Origin of the sequence: Saccharomonospora sp. CUA-673, from assembly GCF_001942305.1 — a bacterium.
Classification (GTDB): domain Bacteria; phylum Actinomycetota; class Actinomycetes; order Mycobacteriales; family Pseudonocardiaceae; genus Prauserella.
The window spans coordinates 1-20,675 of sequence record NZ_MKKE01000055.1 but is presented as its reverse complement, the minus strand read 5'-3'; the positions used below and the strand labels follow the sequence as shown (position 1 = coordinate 20,675).

At 68.1% G+C, this 20,675-nt stretch carries 16 protein-coding genes and 3 pseudogenes; 6 read left to right on the top strand and 13 right to left on the bottom strand.

What is annotated here, in order from left to right; genetic code table 11:
* Positions 1–54 precede the first annotated feature (54 nt).
* Positions 55–1,149, top strand: a complete 1,095-nt coding sequence (locus BJF85_RS20695; protein ID WP_075849728.1) for a hypothetical protein — start codon at positions 55–57, stop codon at positions 1,147–1,149.
* A 1,002-nt stretch (positions 1,150–2,151) separates the two neighbouring features.
* Here the strand turns inward: BJF85_RS20695 and BJF85_RS29145 are convergent.
* A complete protein-coding gene (locus BJF85_RS29145; protein ID WP_255375818.1) occupies positions 2,152–3,129 on the bottom strand; it encodes an acyltransferase in 978 nt (325 codons plus the stop codon).
* A 159-nt stretch (positions 3,130–3,288) separates the two neighbouring features.
* On the opposite strand from BJF85_RS29145, the gene BJF85_RS20680 reads away from it, so the two are divergent.
* Entirely contained in the window at positions 3,289–4,458 is a 1,170-nt protein-coding gene (locus BJF85_RS20680; RefSeq protein WP_139320757.1) for a glycosyltransferase family 39 protein, read from the top strand.
* 65 nt (positions 4,459–4,523) lie between these two features.
* On the opposite strand, the gene BJF85_RS20675 is transcribed toward BJF85_RS20680, so the two are convergent.
* The 4 genes from BJF85_RS20675 to BJF85_RS27610 form a co-directional block, all read right to left on the bottom strand.
* The gene (locus BJF85_RS20675; protein WP_075849725.1) at positions 4,524–8,291 is read right to left on the bottom strand and encodes an FkbM family methyltransferase; all 3,768 of its coding nucleotides are present in this window, start codon (positions 8,289–8,291) and stop codon (positions 4,524–4,526) included.
* Positions 8,284–8,616, bottom strand: coding sequence for a hypothetical protein (locus BJF85_RS30605; RefSeq protein WP_255375817.1), 333 nt, complete (start codon positions 8,614–8,616; stop codon positions 8,284–8,286). The genes BJF85_RS20675 and BJF85_RS30605 overlap by 8 nt, the downstream gene beginning before the upstream one ends.
* Positions 8,577–9,635: a hypothetical protein gene (locus BJF85_RS20670; protein ID WP_255375816.1), complete on the bottom strand. Its 1,059-nt coding sequence runs from the start codon at positions 9,633–9,635 to the stop codon at positions 8,577–8,579. The genes BJF85_RS30605 and BJF85_RS20670 overlap by 40 nt, the downstream gene beginning before the upstream one ends.
* A 153-nt stretch (positions 9,636–9,788) precedes the next feature.
* Positions 9,789–10,778, bottom strand: a complete 990-nt coding sequence (locus BJF85_RS27610) for a hypothetical protein (protein ID WP_139320756.1) — start codon at positions 10,776–10,778, stop codon at positions 9,789–9,791.
* Positions 10,779–11,132: 354 nt separating this feature from the next.
* Between BJF85_RS27610 and msrA the strand changes: the two genes are divergently transcribed.
* Positions 11,133–11,798 carry a peptide-methionine (S)-S-oxide reductase MsrA gene (msrA, locus tag BJF85_RS20655; RefSeq protein ID WP_075849722.1) on the top strand — a complete coding sequence of 222 codons (666 nt, stop codon included), beginning with the start codon at positions 11,133–11,135 and terminating at the stop codon, positions 11,796–11,798.
* A gap of 6 nt (positions 11,799–11,804) precedes the next feature.
* Here msrA and BJF85_RS20650 read toward each other — a convergent pair whose 3' ends face one another.
* The gene (locus tag BJF85_RS20650) at positions 11,805–12,197 is read right to left on the bottom strand and encodes a hypothetical protein (RefSeq protein WP_075849721.1); all 393 of its coding nucleotides are present in this window, start codon (positions 12,195–12,197) and stop codon (positions 11,805–11,807) included.
* Between the two features lie 30 nt (positions 12,198–12,227).
* Positions 12,228–12,695: a DUF6545 domain-containing protein gene (locus BJF85_RS31660; RefSeq protein WP_369822249.1), complete on the bottom strand. Its 468-nt coding sequence runs from the start codon at positions 12,693–12,695 to the stop codon at positions 12,228–12,230.
* A 91-nt stretch (positions 12,696–12,786) separates the two neighbouring features.
* On the opposite strand from BJF85_RS31660, the pseudogene BJF85_RS31655 reads away from it, so the two are divergent.
* Positions 12,787–12,888: pseudogene (locus tag BJF85_RS31655) on the top strand (peptide-methionine (S)-S-oxide reductase); the annotation flags it as partial.
* 201 nt (positions 12,889–13,089) lie between these two features.
* On the opposite strand, the gene BJF85_RS28150 reads toward BJF85_RS31655, so the two are convergent.
* The 5 genes from BJF85_RS28150 to BJF85_RS20620 form a co-directional block, all read right to left on the bottom strand.
* Positions 13,090–13,383, bottom strand: a complete 294-nt coding sequence (locus BJF85_RS28150; RefSeq protein WP_075849720.1) for a hypothetical protein — start codon at positions 13,381–13,383, stop codon at positions 13,090–13,092.
* Positions 13,371–14,228: a hypothetical protein gene (locus BJF85_RS28145; RefSeq protein ID WP_075849719.1), complete on the bottom strand. Its 858-nt coding sequence runs from the start codon at positions 14,226–14,228 to the stop codon at positions 13,371–13,373. Before BJF85_RS28145 ends, BJF85_RS28150 begins: the two co-directional genes overlap by 13 nt.
* Positions 14,229–14,567: 339 nt before the next feature.
* The gene (locus BJF85_RS29140; protein ID WP_222844615.1) at positions 14,568–15,041 is read right to left on the bottom strand and encodes a hypothetical protein; all 474 of its coding nucleotides are present in this window, start codon (positions 15,039–15,041) and stop codon (positions 14,568–14,570) included.
* A 266-nt stretch (positions 15,042–15,307) separates the two neighbouring features.
* Complete coding sequence (locus BJF85_RS20625) at positions 15,308–18,079, bottom strand: DEAD/DEAH box helicase (protein WP_222844614.1); 2,772 nt, start codon at positions 18,077–18,079, stop codon at positions 15,308–15,310.
* 606 nt (positions 18,080–18,685) lie between these two features.
* Positions 18,686–18,943 (bottom strand): hypothetical protein, encoded by a 258-nt coding sequence (locus BJF85_RS20620; RefSeq protein ID WP_158057051.1) that lies wholly within the window; start codon positions 18,941–18,943, stop codon positions 18,686–18,688.
* Between the two features lie 252 nt (positions 18,944–19,195).
* Here BJF85_RS20620 and BJF85_RS30600 point away from each other — a divergent pair.
* Positions 19,196–19,294 (top strand): annotated as a pseudogene (locus tag BJF85_RS30600) (peptide-methionine (S)-S-oxide reductase); the annotation flags it as partial.
* A gap of 394 nt (positions 19,295–19,688) precedes the next feature.
* A pseudogene (locus BJF85_RS30595) lies at positions 19,689–19,796 on the top strand (peptide-methionine (S)-S-oxide reductase); the annotation flags it as partial.
* Positions 19,797–19,917: 121 nt separating this feature from the next.
* Here the strand turns inward: BJF85_RS30595 and BJF85_RS27585 are convergent.
* Positions 19,918–20,490 carry a hypothetical protein gene (locus BJF85_RS27585; protein ID WP_139320753.1) on the bottom strand — a complete coding sequence of 191 codons (573 nt, stop codon included), beginning with the start codon at positions 20,488–20,490 and terminating at the stop codon, positions 19,918–19,920.
* Positions 20,491–20,675 lie beyond the last annotated feature (185 nt).

Sequence of the window (20,675 nt, the reverse complement as noted above, 5' to 3'; positions counted from 1 at the left end):
TTACTTGGCTGGGTAACTTACTCGGCTGAGTAAGTTACAGCAAGGGGTAGTGCCATGGTGCATCCGACGAAACACGTGCAGCCGTCCCGCCGGCGCAACCGTCGTGCCGCGTGGACGCTCATGCTCCTGACCCTGATCAGCGCAGAGATGACCTTTCTGGCGGTGGCGGTGCCGGCGATGTGGGTCATTTTCCCGATGCTGTTCCCGATGTACGGGGCCGGCGTCCTGCTCATCCGCGAGCTCGTCGTCCGTACTGGCGGCGGCTGGCCGAGTCTGATCGTCATGGGCGTGGTCTACGAGCTGGTCGAGGACGGCTTCGGTCTGCAGGCCCTCACCAGCGAGGTGATGTACAACGCGATCCATTGGGGTCCGCGCCTGTTCGGCGTCAACACGACGTACTGGGAGGTTCAGATCGGCTACCACGTCGTGTTCAGCGTGCTGATCCCCATTGCGATCACCGACCTGATCTTCTCCGACCTGCGATCACGGCCGTACCTCAAGACGAGCGGGGTGATCATCACCGCCGTCACCGCGGTGGTCGGCGTCGCGCTCGTTCGGGTTCTCATTGCGGAGACCGAGGATCCCGGACACGTCGCCCCGTGGCCGTTCGTCGTCACCGTGATCGCGCTCATCGCCGTGCTGAGCTTCATCGGGCTGCGTCTCCTCCCGCGTCGACGTTCCGCCACGACGCGGCCGGTGGCATCAGGCCTGCAGGTCGGGCGAGTGCCGAGTCCAGCGGTCGCCGGACTCGGCGCGTTCGCGGCGACGCTGGCGTTCATCGGCCTGCTGATGCCCTTGAATACGCAGGATCAGCGACCGGCCGTCGGTGCGCACGAATGGGTCTGGCTGGCCATGGTCGTCGCTGCGTCCATCGCGATCGGCGCGTTGCTGGCCATCCGCCACTGGCACGGACTGCCCGACTGGTCTGACACGCATCGGATCTGGCTGATCGGTGGCGCGCTCGTCGGGCACACCGCGTTCATCGTCGTCGCCATGATCCTGCACCCGGCCGACCAACTGACGAACATCCTCGCGTACACCCTCGGCCCCGCCATGATCGTCATCATGATCGTGGCGCTGGCATGGCTCGACCGCGTCGTCCGCAGACGCGCAACGGGTGAGGTAGACCGGCAGTCTCCGGCTCCATGAGGGGAGGTGTCGGGTGCCGATCTGGTTGCGACCGCGACCACGCCGGCGCCTTCCGGCTTCGTCGCTGGTCACGCTCCTGCCGGTAAGGCCGGCCGTGTCCCGCTCACCGACCGGACCGCGATCTCCAGAGATCGTCCTGCCGTTGCGCCATGCGCCATGCGCCAGCGTCGAGTGATCGCGTCGGGGTCGAGGTCGTCGCCGGGTCAGCGGGCGTGGCGTGGTCCGCGACCGGGCTCGTCCCGCGGCGGCTGCGATGTGGGTGGCGGCTGGGGCGGTTGAGCCGGGGGTGGCGTGCGGCCGGGCGCGCGGCGGCGGCGCGGGTCGACGTCCCGGCGCGGGTCGCGCTGTGGCCGGGCGACCGGTTCCGGGGCAGGGCGGCCGTTGGGCTCCGGCCGGCCATTGCGCTCCGGTCGGTCGTCGGGGGCGGCGCGCCGGTCCGGCTGCGGACGTCGGTCCGGACGGCGGTCGCGCTCGGGGTCCGACGGTCGGTCGCGTTCGGGGTCCGACGGCCGTTCGCGTTCCGGGCGTCGCTCACGTTCGGGTCGCTGTTCCGGCCGCGGTTCGGCGCGGTGTCGCGGCGGCGGCATGGGCTGCGACCGTGTCGGGCGCGCTGCGGTGAGGTCGCCGGCGGCGGTGGCTGCTGCGGGTGCGGAGGGCGCGGCTGTTGGGGTGGCCGCGCGCGTTCGACGTCGATCGGAGTGATGCGGGTCGTCTTCTCGGCCTCCGATTCGGGCCCGACCTCAGGCGGCTCGGCTGCTCCGGTGCCGTCGGGCGGATCGGGTGGATCGTCGGGGGTGACCGACTCGGCCGGCGGATCGGCCGGGGGGCGTTTTTCGGACGGCGGCTGCTGCGGGGTTCCGACCCGCCTGGACATACTCCGCGCCCACTCATGGCTCGGCCGTTCCACGCAGCGGTAGCTGATCTCGACCAGTGCGGCCGTGACCAGCAGCGATATCGGCAGGGCGATCGCAAACGGCACCGTCGGCCGCAGCAACCCGAGAGTCACGAAAATGCCCAGCCCGTGAAGCAGGTAGATGGAGTACGACCGTTCGGACAACGCCGTCCAGAAACGGAACTGGCGCAGCTTCGGCTCGGCGAAGTAGCCATGAAGAAGAACATCACGGCGATCGACATCGCGAGGTTGTACGAGTCGTCGATCCGACCGACGTCGAGGATGTCGCCGTAGACGTAGAGCATCCACGCGAGCACGCCGAAAATCGAACCCGCCCACAGCGGGATCTTCTTCGCCGTCGTCGCCCACGCGATCTGGCCGATGAGCAGGATCGGCAGGTACGACACGTTGACCGCGAACAGCGACCACGACTCGTTGAGCTCGCTGCGGCTCGACAGGACGACGAACACGAACGTCAACTCGATGCAGATCGCCAGCCACACCGCGCGCCGCAACACCGGCAGCAACGCCAGCAGCATCAGGTAGAAGAGGACCTCGATGATCATGGTCCAGGCCACCGGCATGAGGACGACCTGCGGATACAGGATGTAGTTCACCAACGTCCAGTTGGTGAACATCGTCCACAGCGTGACCTCCTGCGACTGGCCGGTCGACTGCGGCTCCAACCCCGCCCACAGCGCGGCCGACGTCAACAGCAGCACGAACAGCAACGGCGCGTAGACGCGGATGAACCGGTTGACCGCGAACTTCCGGTAGCCCTGCCGGATCGCGATCGGCGTCACGATGAACCCGCTGACCAGGAAGAAGAACGGCACGGCGATCTGCCCGATGCCCTGCGTCGCCATGAGCATCGGCTCGCTGGTGAAGGCCTCGACGAAGCCGATGACGGGCGCGTTCTCGTTCTTGTCCTCGACCCACGGGTGCGCGACGTGCGAGTAGACGACGAGCAACGCGGCGATCGCCCGGCCCATGTCGACGAACGAGATGCGCGTCTTGTCCGCACCTTCGAGCGGCTGGGAACGCCACGAACCGGCCAGCGTCCCCACCCCCTCCAGGTGCTCGAGCACGGCCACGGCCTGCGAAATCGCGCCGGCCCTCGTCAGGCGGCCGTCGCAGACCGTGCGTGTGTTGGTTCACTCCATCGGAGAACCGGGCAAATGGCAGCGTATCGGCAGTTAGCATTAGTGCGGAATCCCTGTCCGACCTGATGACCTGTGGCGTTGCGCATGACCCAAACGACCGCCGGCGACCGTCCGGCGTCGTACGAACCGCTCCGCCAACGGGTGTGGCGCAGCCTGCAGCCGGTGCTGCCGGCGCTCGTCGCGTTCTACGCCATCCAGGTTGTCTCGTTCCTCGTCATCGCCCTGGTCGCCGACCGGGCCGGGATGTCGCTGCCCGACGTACTGGGCGCCTACGACGTCAACTGGTACGCCGAGATCGCCGAGTACGGCTATCGCCAGGACGTCCAGGTCGACGCCAACGGTGACCCGACCCCGATCAGCCTCGCGTTCTTCCCGTTGCTGCCGGGACTGGCATCGATCTTCGTCCTGGTCGGAATTCCGGCCCACGCCGCATTGCTGCTCGTGTCGCTCATCGCGGGCGGGGTCGCGGCATGGGGGTTGCACACCTTCGGCACCCGTCTCTGGGGTCCTCGCGTGGGCAACCTCCTGGCCGTGCTGTGGGCGGTCGCGCCGGGCGGCGTCGTGCTGCGGATGGGCTACTCCGAAGCATTGCTGATCGCCCTCGCGGTCTGGACCCTCGTGGCCCTCGAACGGCGCCAATGGCTCGCCGCGGGCGGATTGGCCCTGGTCGCGGGCCTGTCGCGGAGTACGGCCATCGCGTTGATCGCCGCGGTCGGAATTGCGGCCCTGATCGCCGTCGTCCGCCGGCGTGACGGATGGCGTCCGTGGGCGGCCGCGGCGCTCGCCCCGCTCGGGCTGCTGTCGTTCCTGCTGTACGTCAGCTGGCGGGCCGGCCGACTCGATGCCTGGGTGTGGATCCAGAACGACGCCTGGCAGATGGGTTTCGACGGCGGCGCGCTCACCTGGGAGATGCTGGTCAAGGCGTTCACCGGGCAGGAGCCGATGTGGTCGGTGATCCTCGCCGTCGTGGTCGTGGCCAGCGTCGGACTGCTCGTGGCGTCCTGGTTCATCCGCTCGATCCCGCTGCCCGCGCAGGTGTACACCACCCTGATGGTCGCGTCGGCCCTGAGCACGGGTGCGTTCTGGAACAGCCGTGCCCGGTTCCTGCTGCCCGCGATCACGCTCGCCGTGCCGATCGCGCTCCTGTTGGCCCGCGCGCCGCGCTGGGTGTCGGCGATCGCCGTGGCGATCGCGGCCGTGGCGGGTGCCTGGTGGGGCGGTCACCTCATGGCGTACGCGGAGCTCAACCCGTAGCGGTCGAAAAACGACCGCGACCGACCGGCCACCCCGCCACCGGCCAGTTACCGGCCGCCGGGCTGCTACTGCGGGCGGAGCCAGAGCGTCGTGAAGCCCCGCTGGTCGTGGCGTGCGTGGTGGACCAGGGAGTCGTCGGGCTCGTCCTCGGCGAGGGTTCCGTCGAGTGCCAGCTCGATCGGCTGGTAACCCCACTTGCGGTAGGCGGTCAGCACGGCGTACGGGTCGTCGCCGAACTCCTCGATCGCCTCGGGGGAGAACTCGCACAGCACGTTCGGCCGGTCCCGCTCGAGCGTCTCCTGCAACCCGGCGAGGGCCCGGTGATCGCGCCCCTGCAGGTCGGTCTTGATCAGGCTGACGGGCTGGCTCAGCACGTCCGTATTTCCGTCCAGCCGCGTGGCCTGCACCATCAGCCCGGCCGTGCCGTCGGGTTCGCGCACGCGGTGGTCACCGCTGTTGCGCTCGTCCGGATGCGCGAGCACCAGGTTGCCGTCGGTGTCCCATGCGGCCACTTCGAGGACGCTGACCAGCCCGGACCGGTCCTTCGGCAGGTTCACGCCGATGTTGCGGCGCAGGTACTCGGCGTTCGTCGGGTCGGCCTCGACGGCCACGACGTTGGTGACCGCCGACGAGGCGCGCAGCAGGCTCAGCGTGTGGTAACCGACGTGCGCACCGATGTCGAGGAACGCACCCGGCCTGCGGGCCGCCAGTTGGGTCATGAGCTCCGCCTCGTCCCGTTCCCACGAACGGTGGTGGCGGATCCACGGCAGCATCACGTCGTCGAACGGCAGCAGCAGGATCCCGGCGTCGCACACGACGACGTCGCCACCGTCGGGGATCGGCGCGTGCATCAGCCGAGCCGCTTCCAGGACGGCCTCGAGGTCACGGCCGAGCCGCTGGATGGCGTGCTCGTCGTTGTCGAGCCGCTGGTCACGGGCCTGGATGAGGTTGTGGACCGTTTCCTGGCCGCGTTCGACGTCGGTCGAGAGCCTGGCCACGCGGTCGGCGACCTTGCGGACGTCGGCCTTGTTGCTGCGGAACTCCTCGGCGCTGATGTGGTCGGCGCGGCGCAACTCGTCGACGGACTTGCGCAACGCCTCCGCGCGCGTGTCCTGCCGGCGGGCGACCTGTTCGGCCTGCGCCGCCGCCCGTGCGTTCGCCTCGACGGACCGCTCGAGCGACTCGATCCGTTCCAGCAGCCGCTGCATGGTCGTTTCCGAGCCCTCGTGCAGCGTGCTGAGCACCTTGCGCTGGTGTACGTCGTAGTGGTCGAGCAGCCGCAGCACTGCCTTACGCAGCGCGGGCGCGATCGGCGTACGCGAGGCGGCGCCGGTTTCGGGCTGCCACCGCAGCGCCTCGCGCGCGCTGCGCATGGGCGTGAGCGGGTGTTCGGGCTGAGGGCCGGGCTCCTCGGCCGCCCTACGGCGTTGGAGCCACGTGTTGTGTGCGCGTTCCAGCTGGGTACGCAGCCACGTCGACGCGCCCTCCATGGACCGGGTCCGCAGGATGTGCTCCCGTGCGGCGCGGCCCCGGCGCGCGGCCTCCGCGGGGACGTCGGCGATCTGCCGCATCGCGTCGGCGGCGGCCTCGACGTCGGGCTCGGCCCACAACGCGTCCGGGTGGTACGGCTCGCAGCCCTCGCCGACGGGCACCATCCGGTAGGGCACCGGCCAGCCGGTGTCGCCGTCGAGGAACTCGGTGGTGCTCGAGTAGGCGGTGCTGATCACCGGCATGCCGCGCGCCATCGCCTCGGCGACCGTGAGGCCGAAGCCCTCGCTGCGGTGCAGCGACACGTAGCAGTCGGCCGTGGCGTACAGCTCGGCCAGGTCGGCGGCGCTGAGGTAACCCTCGATCAGTTCGATGCGGGCGTCGTCGGCGACCATCGTGCGCAGCCGCTCGGCCGCCTGCGGGTGCAGGTCACCGTTGATGGTCTTGAGCACGAGCCGCGCGTCGGTCCGCCCGTCGAACGCCAGGCGGAACGCCTCGACCGCGCCCCACGGGTTCTTGCGCTGGCCGACGCTGTTGAAGTCGAACGCGAACAGGAATCGGGTCGGGTCGCCGACCTTGCGGGTCCGCGCGGTGTACCCGGGGTCGCGGACCGGCACCGGGATGGTCTTCACGGGTACGGGCGAATGGGAGGCGAACGCGGCACGGCAGAAGTCGCTGACGGTCCACACCTCGTCGACCATGTCGAACGCCTCGTGCTGCCAATCGGGGAAGTCCTCGAGCTCCCACGCCCACAGTCCGATGCGGTACCGGTCGTGCATGACGTCCGGATGTGTGGACACGGCCAGCCGGGTCTGGTCGGCGTTGACGGCGATGAGGCTCACCGGGAACCGCGGGTCGCCCGTCGTCTCGGGTCGTTCGATGCCGGTGCGGTTGGAGACGGCCTTCTCCTCGACCACGGACGCCACCTCGACGCCGGCGTCGATCATCGCGTCGTGGATGACGCGGCCCATCTCGCCGAGGCCGAGTTCGGCGGTGAGGTAGCCGAGCAGGTTGACGCCGAAGTCCTCGGACGGTTCGGCCGGCTCGGGCCGCTGGTCGGGCAGCGCCCACTCGGGAAGTACGTTTTCCGACACACCGGAGGTGCGGCACCATTCGCGGAACCCGTCGGCGTCGGAACCGGTCGGGTGCGGGAACGTCAACTGCAGGTCGGTTCGCGCCCGCCACACCGACATCGCGAGCCGGTTCAGGCCGGCCGCGGTCTGGGAGTGGTCGGCCGGTGCGGAGAGCCACGCGCGCAGCGCCGCGCCGCCATCCTCCTCGTAGGCGTGCGGCGGCATCGGTTCGGTGCGTCCCGAGGCGTCCGGGGTTTCGGCGGCGATCCAGCCGTCGCGGAACAGCCGTCGGCACCCGGCGGGCAGCCGCGTGCCGTCGCCGAAGGTCGCGAAACCGTACGGGATGGCGTCGAGCGTCTCGGCGTAGCCGGAGGCCTTCAACGCCGCGCCGTAGGCGTCGCACAGTTCGCGCAGCTCGGGGTTGTCCGACAGCAGCACCCGCGGTTTGCGGGCGCAGTGGAACGTCAGCAGCCACGGCTTCTCGGGTCGGTAGCCGGAGAAGTGGAAGAACCGCACTGGACGTCCACCCGCGGTGATGGTGCCCGCGTCGTCATGGTCGACGGGCCGTTCGTGCAGGTTCCAGTAGGCGACGTTGAACCCCGGGTCGGTCAGCACGACGTGCCGGAACAACGCGGGTACCTGGTCGACCCACCGCTGGTCGGTGAACAGCTGCTGTTCGGGCGCGACGATCGCGTCCTGCCGCAGCCGGCCGGCCCAGAACTCGAGGAACTCCTCGGAGCCGGGGCCGACGCCGACGAACCCGAGGTTGAAGATGCCGGTGCCCATGATCACCGCGTCGTCCGGTTCCTTGCCGTCACGCGGCAGCGGCGCCGTGAAGTGCGGGGTGAGCACGATGCTGTGCTCGAGGGCCAGTTCGGCGACCTCGGGCATCGGGGCGAACACCTGGATGTCCGGGTCCAAATAGATGACCACGGGCGATTCGGCGCGCAGGCTGCGCAGCAGGTACGGCTTGACGGCCGTGGCCAGTTCGGTGACCGAGTAGGCCGTCGCCATGCGCAGGTAGGTCTCGGTGTCGATACCGAACGCGGACGGGCCGACGATGCGCAGGCCGTCGACCATGGTGTCGTCGCCGGCCACGTCGTCCGCGGCGCCGTGGTCGCTGTCGATGACACCGACGACGAACTGATGCCCCGGGTGGTGCTCGAGGTACGAAGCAGCGAGCACGCGCGCCGCGGGCAGGTAGTTGCGGGCGACGATCGTGCACGCGGTGACCACGGTCAGGTCACCACTGGCCTGCGTCGGTTCACTCATCGGCGGGCAGGTTCTCGAGCTGCGTGGTCAGGGCGGCCGCGAACTCGTCGCGGATGTCGTCCAGTTCGCCCTCGCTCGACACGCCCTCGACCCGCACCAGTACGTCGCCGGACAGGTAGTGGGCGCGCATCGTCGCGGCCTGGCCCTGCTTCTTGTCGACCTCCGTCACCTGCACCGAGCTCGGCACGCCGTTGACGGAAGTCGACTCCTGGCCGTTCTTCAGCTGGATGTCGCGCAGTTCGCCGACGGCGCTGGAGGCGGCGCCGCTGTCGGCCACCTTGATCATCAGGACGAGCGTGTTGTTGCCGTCGCCGTGGCTGAACACCCCGTACTTGGCCTCACCGGGAGCGGCGCCTGGTAGGCCTGCAGTTCGTCGTCGTTGAGCAGGTTGATGTCGGCGATCCGGTCCCACGAGTCGAGCTCGGAGCTGTTCTCCGGGGTGCCTTCCTGGCCCTCGAGCGGCATGTCGTCGGCGGGTTCCTCGGCCTGGCCGTTACCGCCGTTGCCGCCCTGATCGCCGGAACCGCCCTGCTGCTGGTTGTTGCCGCGGTCGTCGGCCTGCGGTTCCTCGTCGGAGCCGCCGAACAGGAAGAACGCGCCGGTCGCGATTCCGGCCAGGAGCACGACCGCCGCGACGATCGCGACGATCTTGCCCTTGCCGCCCTTCGATTCGCTCTCGAACGGGTCGTCGTCGCTCTGTCCCCACTCGGCCGAGTTGCCGGGCGAGACGGGCGGGAACTCGCCGCCCCAGGGCGGGCTCTGGTCGGCCTCGGGGGCGTTCCACGGCTGGTGCGGTTGCTGCGGTTGCTGGAAACCGGCCGCGGGGGAGGCGTGCGGCTGCTGGAAACCGGCTGCCGGCGAGGCGTGCGGCTGCTGGTACGGCGGCTGGACGGGCTGGACCGGCTGTACCGCCTGAGTGGCCTCCGCGTCGGCCGGCTGCACGGCCTGCGTGCGCTCGGGGTCGTTGTGCGGACCACCGGCCTGCGGCGGCTGGGCGGCACCACCGGGAGGCGGGGTCACCGGGGCGATGACCTGCGTGGAGTTGCTGTCCTGGTTCGGCTGCTGCGGGGCAGGGGGCTGCGGCTGCTGAGACTGCCCCTGTTGCTGCCCCTGCTGCGGCGGCTGCTGTTGGCCCTGTTGGGGCTGGCCCTGGGGCGGCTGCTGGGCCTGCGGATCCTGCGCCGGCTGTCCGGGCGGGGCCGGCGGCTGGGCGCCCGCGGCGTCCTCGCCGTGGGTGACGGCCGACGACAGGACCTGGTCACGACGGACGCGGTAGTCGTCTGCGGAGAGTCTGCCCGCCGCAAGCTCTTCGTCCAGCTTGCGCAACTCTTCCTGCCAGGACACGCTGCGACCCCCTGCTCGATCCGCGCCGCCGAGTGCCGGCGGCCGCTCCTGCGATGTGTTCGAACGTGCTCATTCTGCACGGTGTGCAGGCTGTGAGGTGGTGTGGGTCGTTTTGTGACCTCGCCGATTCCCGCCAGTCACCTGGTGTGTCACTCAGCTGGCGGGCAGTACGTCGTCGAGCGAGTCGAGGGTCGTTTCCAGGCGTTGGGTCAGTTCGGACGTGTCGCCGTCGGACGGCTGTGACACGCCGATACCGACCGCGGCGTTGCCGGACGAGTACCAGACGATGCTGACCCGGCCCGCCTCCTGCTCGCCGGTGTAGGCGGTGAACCGGTCGCCTGCGCCGAACCGGCTGTCGGAGAATCCCTCGTCGGCCAGCGATCCGTTCAACGACTCGGCCAGTTGGTCGGCTTTCTGGTCGCTGGTGGTGCGGGCGACGACCATGCTGTAGCCGTCGTTGCCCTCGGCCGAGGCCCGGTAGATGAGGTCGGAGACGCCGAACCTGCGCATCGAGTCGGCGTCGGTCGAGGTGATGAAGCCCAGGTCGAGCCCGCGGCTGATCGACATCGTCGAGTTGTCGGGGCTCGGGGTGCCGGGAAGTTCGGGCAGGCGGTCCTCGAGGGCGGAGTCGTCGGAGCCACCGGCCCCGCCCGAGTCGTCCGCGTCGCTGTCCGTGCCACCCGCCGCCGGTTCCGACGCCGGCGGCTGGGCGGCTGCGTCGCCGTTGTCCTGGCCGAGCCACCACGCACCGCCGATGACGGCACCCAACGCGAGCAGCACGGCCAGCGAGACCGCCAGCCATGTGCCGGTGCGGCCACGATTCGGTGGCGGGGTGAAGTCGGGATATCCCCCGTAGGGCTGGTCGGCGGTCTGCGCACCGAAACCCTGCTGCTGTTGTGGAGCGGGCGCGAAGGTCGGATTGTGCGCCGCACCCGGACGCCCGCGGACGCGGCGTCTGCGGGACGAAAAGTGGCGCGGGCTGTTTGGGCGCGTCGACGGCGCATAGTTCAGCGAGGTCGGGGCCGGTTTCGTCGAAGCAGGCGGTGTCGACTCGGCCGTCGATGTGTCCGCCGGGGCGCCGTCGAGCTGCTCGGCGGGGTGGTCGGGGGCTGTGCGGCGGCGGCCGGATTCGCGGCCGACCACCTGGGTCCGGAGTCGGGGTCGTTTTTCGTCCCACCGTCCGACTCGCCCTCGGAACGGGTCGGGGCGGACGCGTCGGCGGCGTTCTCGGAGTCGCTCGAGCTGCTGGCCTCGCCGCTCGCGGACGCACCGCTGGAGGCCTCGGCCAGCAGGTCGTCACGCTGTCGGCTGTGCTGATCCGGCGTGATGACGCCGGCCGCGAGCTGGGCGTCGAGACGTCTCAACTCTTCCTGCCATGACATGTGCGGACTCCTGCGAATCTCGGACCTGAGTGACAGCGCGTGTCACGTATATGGATGAACAGTACTGGGCCGTCACGGCACGGTCTCACCAGTTCGAAGGACATACCATCGATGTATGTCGTTTTTCGGTCGAGACAAGACGCGCCTCGTGTCCGCCGAGGAGGCCCTGCCGGGCCGCCCCGACCCACTCGTGACGCCGGAACTGCACGCCGTCCACCCCGACCGCCGCATCAAGCCGCCGTTCCCGGACGGAATGCGGACGGCCGTGTTCGGGCTCGGGTGCTTCTGGGGCGCCGAGCGGCTGTTCTGGATGACCGACGGCGTGTACTCGACCGCCGTCGGCTACGCAGGCGGGCACACGCCCAACCCGACCTATGAGGAGGTGTGCACGGCGCTGACCGGACACACCGAGGCGGTGCTCGTCGTCTATGACCCGGAGCAGGTCGGCTACGAACAGCTGCTGAAGGTGTTCTGGGAGGGTCACGACCCGACGCAGGGCATGCGCCAGGGCAACGATGTCGGCACCCAGTACCGCTCGGCCGTCTATTACGACGGTGCCGACCAGCAGGCCGAGGCGGAGGCCTCGCGCGCGACGTTCCAGCAGGCGCTGCGCACCGCCGGCCACGGCGAGATCACCACCGAGTTCGCCCCGCTCGGCGAGTTCTACTACGCCGAGGACTACCACCAGCAGTACCTTTCGGACAATAAAAACCCGAACGGCTACTGCGGTTTGGGTGGTACTGGGGTGTCGTGTCCGGTGGGGCTCGGGGTGGAGAAGTAGGCTCGTTTATCTGCTGATGACGGCGTTGATCGCTCCGTATACGAGTGCGTTGACGATGATGTAGACGAGAATGCCGACGCCGATGCCGGCCATGGGCGCGTAGTCGGAGCGGCTGCTGAAGGCGAAGCCGGTGAGTGCGCAGGCGATGGCGAGGACCAGGGCGATCCAGGGCAGCCAGAACGCGAGTTGCTGGCCGGGTGCTTCGCAGATCCAGCCGGTGGTTCCTCCTGTACAGGCGTCGCTGGACATGGTGAAGGCGAAGCTGAGTGCGTACGACACGACGAGGCCGACCACGACCAGCACGCCGAACAGTAGGCATGACCCGAGATGGTGGGCGCCTTTGTCCTGACTGTCGCCGGAGTCCGGCGACGGGTTCGTTTGGGCGCTCTTGTCGGTCATTGTGGTTGCCCCCTGACGGCCATGCTGTGCTCACTGCATGGTGGCTGGTTGGAGTGGAGTCGGCTGATTACTGGCGTGGTTGGCCCATCTCGGGTGGCAGGAATGCGACTTCGGCGGCCAGGTCTCGGAGTCAGTCGAGGTCGTCGAGGTGCGCTGAGGTGCCACCGTGTGTCGGGGCGGAGCGGAGGGGGTGTGGTCGTACCAGAGCTGCAGGCTGATCGCGAGGATCGCGGCTTCGCGGGCTGCGTCATCGCCTGCGTGGGTCACTGCGGCTGGTGGTTCCAGTCGGTATCCGTCGAGGACACGGAGTGCGTCGCGGATCTCCATCAGTCGTCGTTCGAAGCGATCGTTTGCCTCGGCGCGCATCACGGTGACGGTGTGGCGCGCTGCGATGACGGGTAGCAGGAAGTTCCACAGCGGCCGAAGCGCACGGTGATCTCGGCGTTGTCGCAGCCAGCGCGTCGGTCGGTTCCGGCTGCGGTCGGGGCCAGAGTCCATTCCCACAGCCTGCCTGGTCGCCAGCGGGTCGGGCTTCGACGACCTACCATCTGGCACCGGCTGTGAGGCAGGTGAATGTGCCTACGACTACCACCACCAGCAGTACCTTTCGGACAATAAAAACCCGAACGGCTACTGTGGGTTGGGTGGCACGGGTGTGAGCTGTCCGGTGGGGCTGGGTGTGGAGAAGTAGGCCGGTTACCGGCCGGCCTAGCGCGGTTGTTGACTCCAACCTGTTCGGTAAGTCGTGGTGCGGGCGGCGTCGTCCGGGGCGTTGAACCCACCGACTGCCAACCCTTTCGGGAGGTGGTCACGACCCGATGCTCGCCGAGAACGTCGACAGGCGCTGCGTTCTGATGTTGTTGGCGGTCTTCGGCGAGCTGGTGCTGCGTTGTCAGGGCGCGATGTCGGTGTCCCGGCGGCGCGGCAGGGGTGTGCTGGGGGAATGCTCGTGGTGGGTGGTGCCGTCGTCGAGCGTGCCGACGGTGCGCTCGGCGACGGTGATGGTCACATCGTGGCGGTGTCCACCGCGCCGGTCGTGTTCGGCCAGCAGCTGGGCGAGGGTGGTGTCGGCCTCAGCGCGGGTGGCGTGCACGGACACGTGCCGGTGGACCTTTGAAGTGGTGGCGCGTTCGAGGTCGCGGGCGCGCGGTGTGCCGCGGAGCCCGTCGGCGATCAGGACCCACACAGCGGCCGCGCGGCGGTCTGCAGCCAGCCGTGCTCGTTGGTGCAGCGTGCCGCCCGGGCGGGCCCCGAGCGTGGCGACCACGTCGGCGGTGTCGGCGGCAAGGTCGAGCGCGACCAATCGGGCGGCGATCTCGGGTTCGGAGGCACCGAGGGCGCGACGAGCTCGTGCATCGGCCGGCGGGATTGCCAGGCGGTGCGCAGCTGCTCGTCGGCTGGCGCGTCCCAGTAGAACTGGCCCTGGCGGGCGTAGGTCTCGCGCAGCGCGCCGCGCCAGTCGTAGTTCGGGTCGTTGACGAGCAGTGCGTGCAGGTCTAGATCGGCGGTGCGCGCGCGGGCGTCGGGTCCGGGCAGGAGCATGCGGCAGCGGCTGCGAATGCCGGTGGCGGTTCGGCCCACCCGGGCGGCGATGTCGTCGGCGGTGTGTCCGGCGGCCAGCAGCTTGAGCAGGGTCTCGATTTCCGGGTCGCTCCAGTACTCGCCGGACCGGCGCCCGGCGGCCGGTGCGGCGTCGACGTCGCACAGGTGGCAGCCCCCGGCCGGAGCGTGGGGATGCTGCGGACATGCCTGGCGCAACGGAAAGTCTGAGGCCGAGCGCGGGCGTAGATAGCCGGGCGGGGTGTGGCGGTAGGCGCAGTTGTAGCAACGCACCTGCTCGGCCCAGTCGTCCGCAACCCACGTGTCTTGGGCCTGCGGGTCCACGGCCGCGCCGCACACGGTCGCCGTGCCCTCAAGCCACAGGTGCACCCGCCCGCGTCGGCCCTTCACCAGCGTCGGCGTCAGGTTCTCGTCGCCAGTGTCGGTAGACGCGCCACTGTCGGCTCGCGGGTCGGGCTCGTCGGCACACATAAGCCCATCGTGCCGTGCAACGCCGACAAGATCGGCGAGTTGCACCCGCCCGCACCTCGATCGGACCAGCAACCCGGCCGTCCTTGTCCTCCGCTCCCTCCCGTCACGCTTGCGCTGACCACGTGGCGTCCCCGCCCGACCCATTGCTAGCGGCAGGACGCTTTCTGGCCGAGTGCGAAGATAACGATCAGCCACCAACCATCACTAGTCTCCGCTGGGTGCCAGTGACGATGGGTACCTGCTCACCCTGTACCTGAATCCCCGGGAAGACGAGGCCTGACGGATCTGCAACGACATCGGCGCGCGATATCGCGTAGCGACGAGCCGCGGTCCGTCCGGCTACTGCTCTGTCGATCGCAGGTGGCGCGCCAGTTGATGTTCCCGGCGGCACGCTGTGCAGGTCGCTTCGTCATTGGTCGGCGTGTCTTCTTCTGGCGCCCACCCGAACCCGCACAGTGCTTTGACGTGCGTGGGGTCCAGGACGTAGTGCGAGCCATGCCCAGGAACGTGCACGGTAGTGACCGGGCCCTCGTGCGGCGATCCTTCGGGCCAGACGTAGACAGGGTCAGTGGTGCAACGCATGCGGTAGTCCGGTCCAGTCCAACGACTGCCCCGCCGCGTCTGGTCACCAGCATCGACAGCATCGGCCAGCCGTTCAAATGAGCGATCGTAGTCGTGCATGTGGAGCCAGCGGCCAGATTCCTGTTTGGCCTGCGAGGTACGGAACTCCAGGAGAAGGCGGGCCAAGTCGTGGCGCTGTACCCGCACAGTGTCGGTAGCGAGGTCGTAGTCGTCGCTGTTCTGATGTGTCATTGGCGAATGCCTCTCGGTGTAGATCGTCCAGCGGCGGTCCGGCTGGGGACATGCCGTTTCGCGTGGATGGTGCGGAGGAGTCTGGTGGTGCCAAGCGGGTCAGCTGGGGGTGAGATTGTCGGGGTTGACGCCGTTGGCAGCAAAGAACTCGTCGCAGGCGTGTTTCAGCGCCTCGTACTCGGAGTCCCGGCGGTTGACCAGGGCGACAAGCGTTTCCGCCCCGGACTTGGAAAGCCGACGTTCGTCGGCCTTGTCCTGCGCGGCAACTATTGACGGAGCGCATTGGAGAGGTCTCTGAAATAGTTGTGTCGCGCCCAGAATGCGCGGTCGCCGATGACGTAGAGGCGGCGTTTCGCGCGGCTGGCTGCGACGTTGACGAGGTTCGGTGTATTTGCCCAGTTGGCTGGTGCGCCTGGCTTGTTGGGGTCGCCGCCGAGGACGAGGATCACGACGGGGGCTTCTCGTCCTTGCGACTTGTGGATGGTCCCTGCCCGGAGTCCCGGATACTGCGGGATGAGCCTCTCGAGTTGGTCGGCGACGGCTCGGAACGGTGAGATGGCGATGACGTCGGACGGTGGAATCCCGTTGCCCTCCAAGTAGTCGAGGGCCTTCACCAGCCGCTTGACCTGGTTCAGTTGGAGATGACTGCCGGGGCTGCCGGCTGGTTCGTCGGCCCAGTGGCTTGCGGCGACGATCGGCCCGGCGGGGCTGCTGAACGGATTTGGTTTGTCGGGGTTGTCGAGGTCGCGGTAGACGCCGTTGACCATGAGGTTGTTGTAGGCGATTTGGTTGCACAGGGTGAACATGGGGTCGTCGCAGCGGCGGTGGACGCGCAGCGGTGCGCTGACCCACACGTTGTCTTCGCCCTGGTCCAAGCTTGTTCCGAACTGTGTGACGCGGTCGGCCAGGGTTTGTACGGAAGCCCGGGGTGGAATCCAGGTCGGGCTGAGGTCGTAGCGGCTGGCGATGTTGCGCTGTGCCTTCTCGGGGAGTGTGACCACGGGTTCGAGTTGGAGCGGGTCACCGACGGCCACGATGCGGCGTGCTCGCCAGATGGCGCCGGTGGCGTGCTGGGGCGATGCCTGTCCGGCTTCGTCGATGAGGAGCCAACCGATTGCCTCGGGACCGAGGCCGCCGAACATGCGGCTGGCTGAAGCGAATGTCGTGGAGATCAACGGAACAGTCAGGAAGAACAATTGCCAGGCCGCGCGGATCTTCTCCGGCTCGAGGTCCCGCGGATAGTTCCCGGCGACGACCTCGCCGGCGGCGCGCAGTCCGTTGAGCATGTCCTTGGCGGTGTTGGCCAGGAAGTCCTGGTGCAGCTGGAGTGCGGCGATGAACAGGTCTGCGCGGGCCGTGTCGAGCTCTTCGTCGAGCCAGGGGGCGTGCAGCTCGCGCTGATCGCCAGTCCACGCCGGCCCGGGGTATGCCTTCCCGAACCTCTCCTCGTCCTGTGCGCACTGTGCTTGGAATCGGGCCCGCCGATCTTGAACGCTCGTGAGCTCCTGCTGGGCGGATGACAAGCGCGACTGGGACTCTTGAAGTGCTTCCCGCAGTCGCTGACCGTGACCGAACACGTCCCGATGGCGTTGCTCCGCGATGTCCAGCGCTTGGGTGACTGCGTCGTGGCGTGTGCGCCACTCCTGCATGCCGCGCCCGAGCGAGAACAGTGTCTCCAGCGTGCCGGGCTTCGTCGCCAGGTGGCGGCCGTAGCGCTCGGTGGCGTGGGCGCGTTCGGCTTGAGTTTGCTGCTCGAGGGGGTGGTGCCGGGTCAAGTCGTGCTGGATCTGGGCGAGGTTTCGGCGCTCGTGGTTGATCGCTGCTTCAAGAGCACGCGCCCGGTCAGCGAGTTGCGGCAGTTGTCGGAGCTGGTCCTGGGCCTGCGCGCGTTGCCGGATGAGCGTGTCGACTCGCTGTTCGGCAGTGTTGAAGGTTTCGCGTGCTTGCGCCCACGGCGTGTAGGGGGCGTCGTGGTCGCGCCATCTGGTCAGCCTGGTTTGCATCCGCGGGACGCTGTCCTCAACGGGTTTGTTGGTCTTGGGGTCCTTTTCGTCGAACCAGAAGGCGGAGTGGAAGGCGGCTCGGTTCTTCTTCTTACCGAGCCGGGCAGCCACCAGGCCCCACGCTGTCGGCGGTTCCGTGCTGCTGTTGGTGGCGTCGTCGGCTGCGACGTCTTGGAGGATCTTGGTCGCGATGTCGCCGAAGTAGTCGGCTTCCCCGCGCCACGGTGCTTCGATCGCCTTCTCGTCGGGGATCTCGGTGGTGATGTTCTCGACTGCGGCGTTGTTCGCCGACGCGACGACCATCTCAAAGCCAGTCAGTTCGGGGCGGAGCTGGCGAACGATCCGTGGGTGTCCCTCGCCGTCGGACCAGCGGTGTGTGACCTTGGTGAATGCATCCGACGGGTCGGAGAGTGCCGCGAGTCTCCGAGCGCGTTCGACGACGTTGCCGGCGAGGATGTCACGCAACATGGTGGTCTTGCCCGTGCCCGGCGGGCCGTTCACGCCCATGAGGCCGGCGTCGGGGCCGAGATCGTTCAAAGCCCGGTTGACGGCGAACTGCTGACTCAGCGCCAGCGCATGCTTTGGGTTGGCCGGCCAACGTCCCTTCGGGAGCCGTTCGATCGCGGTTCCCGCCTCGACGGCCTCAGGATGGGTGACGATATCGATCCGACCGGACACCGGGAGCGTTGTGTCGCTGGTCAGATATGCGGCAAGTCCAGCTCCCAGGTCGCCGCGCGCGACGTGGGAGCGCACCGCTGCGAGATCGTCGAGGTAGAAGCTGTTCAAGAAATCGGTGTCCGTGCCGTCCTCGGTCCGGCGTGCGGAAACCGCCACGCTATCGATCACCACGCGGTCGCTCGCCAGATCGTCGAATCCAGCCACGCCGGCAGCGACGTGGGCGATATTCAGCAACTCTGCCAGTGACCCAGGATCATGAGCAGGAGGCTGCTCGCTTCCAACCGAGTCGCGCCGGGCACCTTCAAAGGCATCAACGGCCTCACCGAACTCCTCCAGCGCCTCTTCGAACCCTTCCATCCAGCGCGGATTCCCAGGTCCGGGGTCTCGGGCCCGTCCGGCAGCCCACAACGCCGACGACAACACCGAGGAGCCGGCGACCAGCCGACCGTCGTGGTCGATGAGCAGCCCGGCACAGGCGCTCTCGCCGTCGGACCGTTTGTCGTAGCGTTGGGATCTTCGCCGAACACACGATCCAACGACTCATACATCGCCTCAAGCTTGTAGACGCCCAGATAGACCGTGTGGCGCCAGACCCTCCGGGTGCCGTTGAGCGGCGCAGGCGCACCCAGTACATCCCAGGGCAGAGAATCGCCGGCCCGCCATGCGATCACCTGACGATCCGGCGGGCGCGTTGCCTTCTGCGTCAGCTTTGAAACCTGCTGAGGGCTGAACAACTCCAGCATCCACCAGAACGTCAGAATCCGAAGCCGCTCATCCTCGACCCGAGCCCCTGCCATGGCCCTCATCCTGCCTGCCCGAAATCGCGACGACAGCCATAAACCAGATTCCGCGGCAGACGGTGCACGCCACGACACTCGCTCGCCGGACGACGCTTGGCCGAGTCTGGGCGCGAGGTTTGGACGTCGCTGGTTCTCGGCTAGTCAATAGGCTGGCGATCGTTGTCTATATCGGCAGGTCGTTGAACGTGTCGAGTCCGAGGTCCCCGTGCTCGCTGATGACGACGACGCCGGCTTCGCCGCGGCTTCGGATCCATGCGATGTATTCGACGAGATCGCGCGCCGACGGTCGCTTGTCGTTCGGACTTACTTCGCACACGGTGCGTTCCTGTAGGCCGACGGCCCAGCCAGCGATCGGGTCGGCGCCGCCGCTGGTGATGCCGAGGCGCACCACCAGTTGATTGCCGGTTACGGCTGCTTCCACGATGGTGTCTGCTCGGACAAGCGCGGATGTCGTTTTCAGCCATACTTGAGTCATGTGTCACACCGTAACGAGCGGCGTGACACGGCGCCGACAATTGGCCGTCGGCGCTAGGGTGGAGGCCACGGTCGGCCCCGCACAGCGAGGATCTTCGCAGGATTCCGACATTGATGGTGAGGCTGACCGCCCGGGTCTAGTTGCCCGACGTGGTGATCCGGGTCGACGACCCGCGATAGCTGCCCGGTTGGCATCCGCCACCAGCAGTACCTTTCGGACAGTAAAAACCCGAACGGCTACTGCGGGTTGGGCGGCACCGGGGTGTCGTGCCCGGTGGGGCTGGGCGTGGAGAAGTAGGTCTGGTTTCCGGTGGGCCCTTGGTGTTGGGCTGCAGCTTTGAAACTGAATGAAGGCTGGCTGGCCGTGGACTGTTTGTGCTGGTCAGGAAGTGTCCGCCCCGCGTACGCGGGGATGCTCCCATGGGCGAGCTATCGCTGCGGCGACTCCGCGCGTCCGACCCGCGTACGCGGGGATGCTCCGATCCACCCGACATAGCTCAAGTCCAGCTGATTGTCCGACCCGCGTACGCGGGGATGCTCCCAACCTGCCTCGCGGGTGTTCGTGAAGGGCTCCGTCCGCCCCGCGCATGCGGGGATACTCCGTCGTAGTCCCGGATCCACCGCGGGCCCAGACCGTGCGCCCCGCGTGCGCGGGGATACGCCGATGTGGCTCCAGGTCGCGCAGTTGATGTGCGGATATTTGCCACCAGCAGTACCTTTCGGACAATAAAAACCCGAACGGTTACTGCGGGTTGGGTGGCACCGGGGTGTCGTGTCCGGTGGGGCTGGGCGTGGAATAGCTGAGTGACGTGGTCGGCGCGGCGCTCCTCTGCGCGGGTTGAGCTCGTGTCGGTTGCCTGTGGATTGGCGGGAGGACCGCCTCCACTGGGGGCGGTCCTCCCTTCATGGGTGGGTTGGTAATTACCTAGCGTCGTCTGAGATTCGCAGGCGCCAGCCTGCACCGAAGGACACCGTGACCGGTTCCTCAGACCAGTCGGCAACTTGATCTCCTCGTGCTGCCTCCAGGTGTTCACCGTGTCCTGCTTCGGTCACGATGTCTGTCCCGGGAACGTCTGCATCCAGTCCAACGAGCGCCATGGCAGCGTCGAGGAGCTCGTCTAGTTCATCTGCTGGTTCGCCGTCTTGGTCTTCGCCGAGCGGGGGCCAACCGGATCGTTCGGCTGCCTTGAGCAGTCTGTCCGGGTCGTGTACGTGGAGTTCCCACATGTTGATGACTCGAAAAACTGGACCGGAGAGGTCTTCGAGACGTGCGTCGGACGGAGTTCTCGTCACGGAGTCACGTAGCTGTGGAGTGACCGGTTGGTCATCGGTGAGTTCGTAGCCGTAGGCGTTATGCACATCGTCGTGGGTCGGTAGGGGTTGGGGATCGTCAATTGGCCACGCATCGTCGTTGATGTGCTGTAGTGCTTGGCGGAGTGAGGCTGCGGGCGCGTCCGGTAGCTCGGCGGCTACGCGCTCGACCTCAGCAGTCATCCAATCCCCGGATCCTCCGTTCGTGGCCTGGCTGAGCAGGCTGGCTATGCGCTCGGCGAGTAACCGGTCGCCGCAGGTCAAGACCGCCTGACTGGGCCCCGTTTGGTGGTCCAGTGGTTATGAGAGTGCGGGTTGGTTGGTGATCCACTGCTCGCGGAAGGTGGTCGGGGGTTGGCCGCCGAGCG

What these genes read in the sequence shown, in the direction of transcription:
- BJF85_RS20695 (WP_075849728.1), top strand. Translation starts at nt 55, where the DNA reads ATGGTGCATCCGACGAAACACGTGCAGCCGTCCCGCCGGCGCAACCGT.
- BJF85_RS20680 (WP_139320757.1), top strand. Translation starts at nt 3,289, where the DNA reads ATGACCCAAACGACCGCCGGCGACCGTCCGGCGTCGTACGAACCGCTC.
- BJF85_RS20675 (WP_075849725.1), bottom strand. Translation starts at nt 8,291, where the DNA reads ATGAGTGAACCGACGCAGGCCAGTGGTGACCTGACCGTGGTCACCGCG.
- msrA (WP_075849722.1), top strand. Translation starts at nt 11,133, where the DNA reads ATGTCGTTTTTCGGTCGAGACAAGACGCGCCTCGTGTCCGCCGAGGAG.
- BJF85_RS20650 (WP_075849721.1), bottom strand. Translation starts at nt 12,197, where the DNA reads ATGACCGACAAGAGCGCCCAAACGAACCCGTCGCCGGACTCCGGCGAC.
- BJF85_RS31660 (WP_369822249.1), bottom strand. Translation starts at nt 12,695, where the DNA reads ATGGACTCTGGCCCCGACCGCAGCCGGAACCGACCGACGCGCTGGCTG.
- BJF85_RS28145 (WP_075849719.1), bottom strand. Translation starts at nt 14,228, where the DNA reads ATGTGTGCCGACGAGCCCGACCCGCGAGCCGACAGTGGCGCGTCTACC.
- BJF85_RS29140 (WP_222844615.1), bottom strand. Translation starts at nt 15,041, where the DNA reads ATGACACATCAGAACAGCGACGACTACGACCTCGCTACCGACACTGTG.
- BJF85_RS20625 (WP_222844614.1), bottom strand. Translation starts at nt 18,079, where the DNA reads ATGGAAGGGTTCGAAGAGGCGCTGGAGGAGTTCGGTGAGGCCGTTGAT.
- BJF85_RS27585 (WP_139320753.1), bottom strand. Translation starts at nt 20,490, where the DNA reads ATGACTGCTGAGGTCGAGCGCGTAGCCGCCGAGCTACCGGACGCGCCC.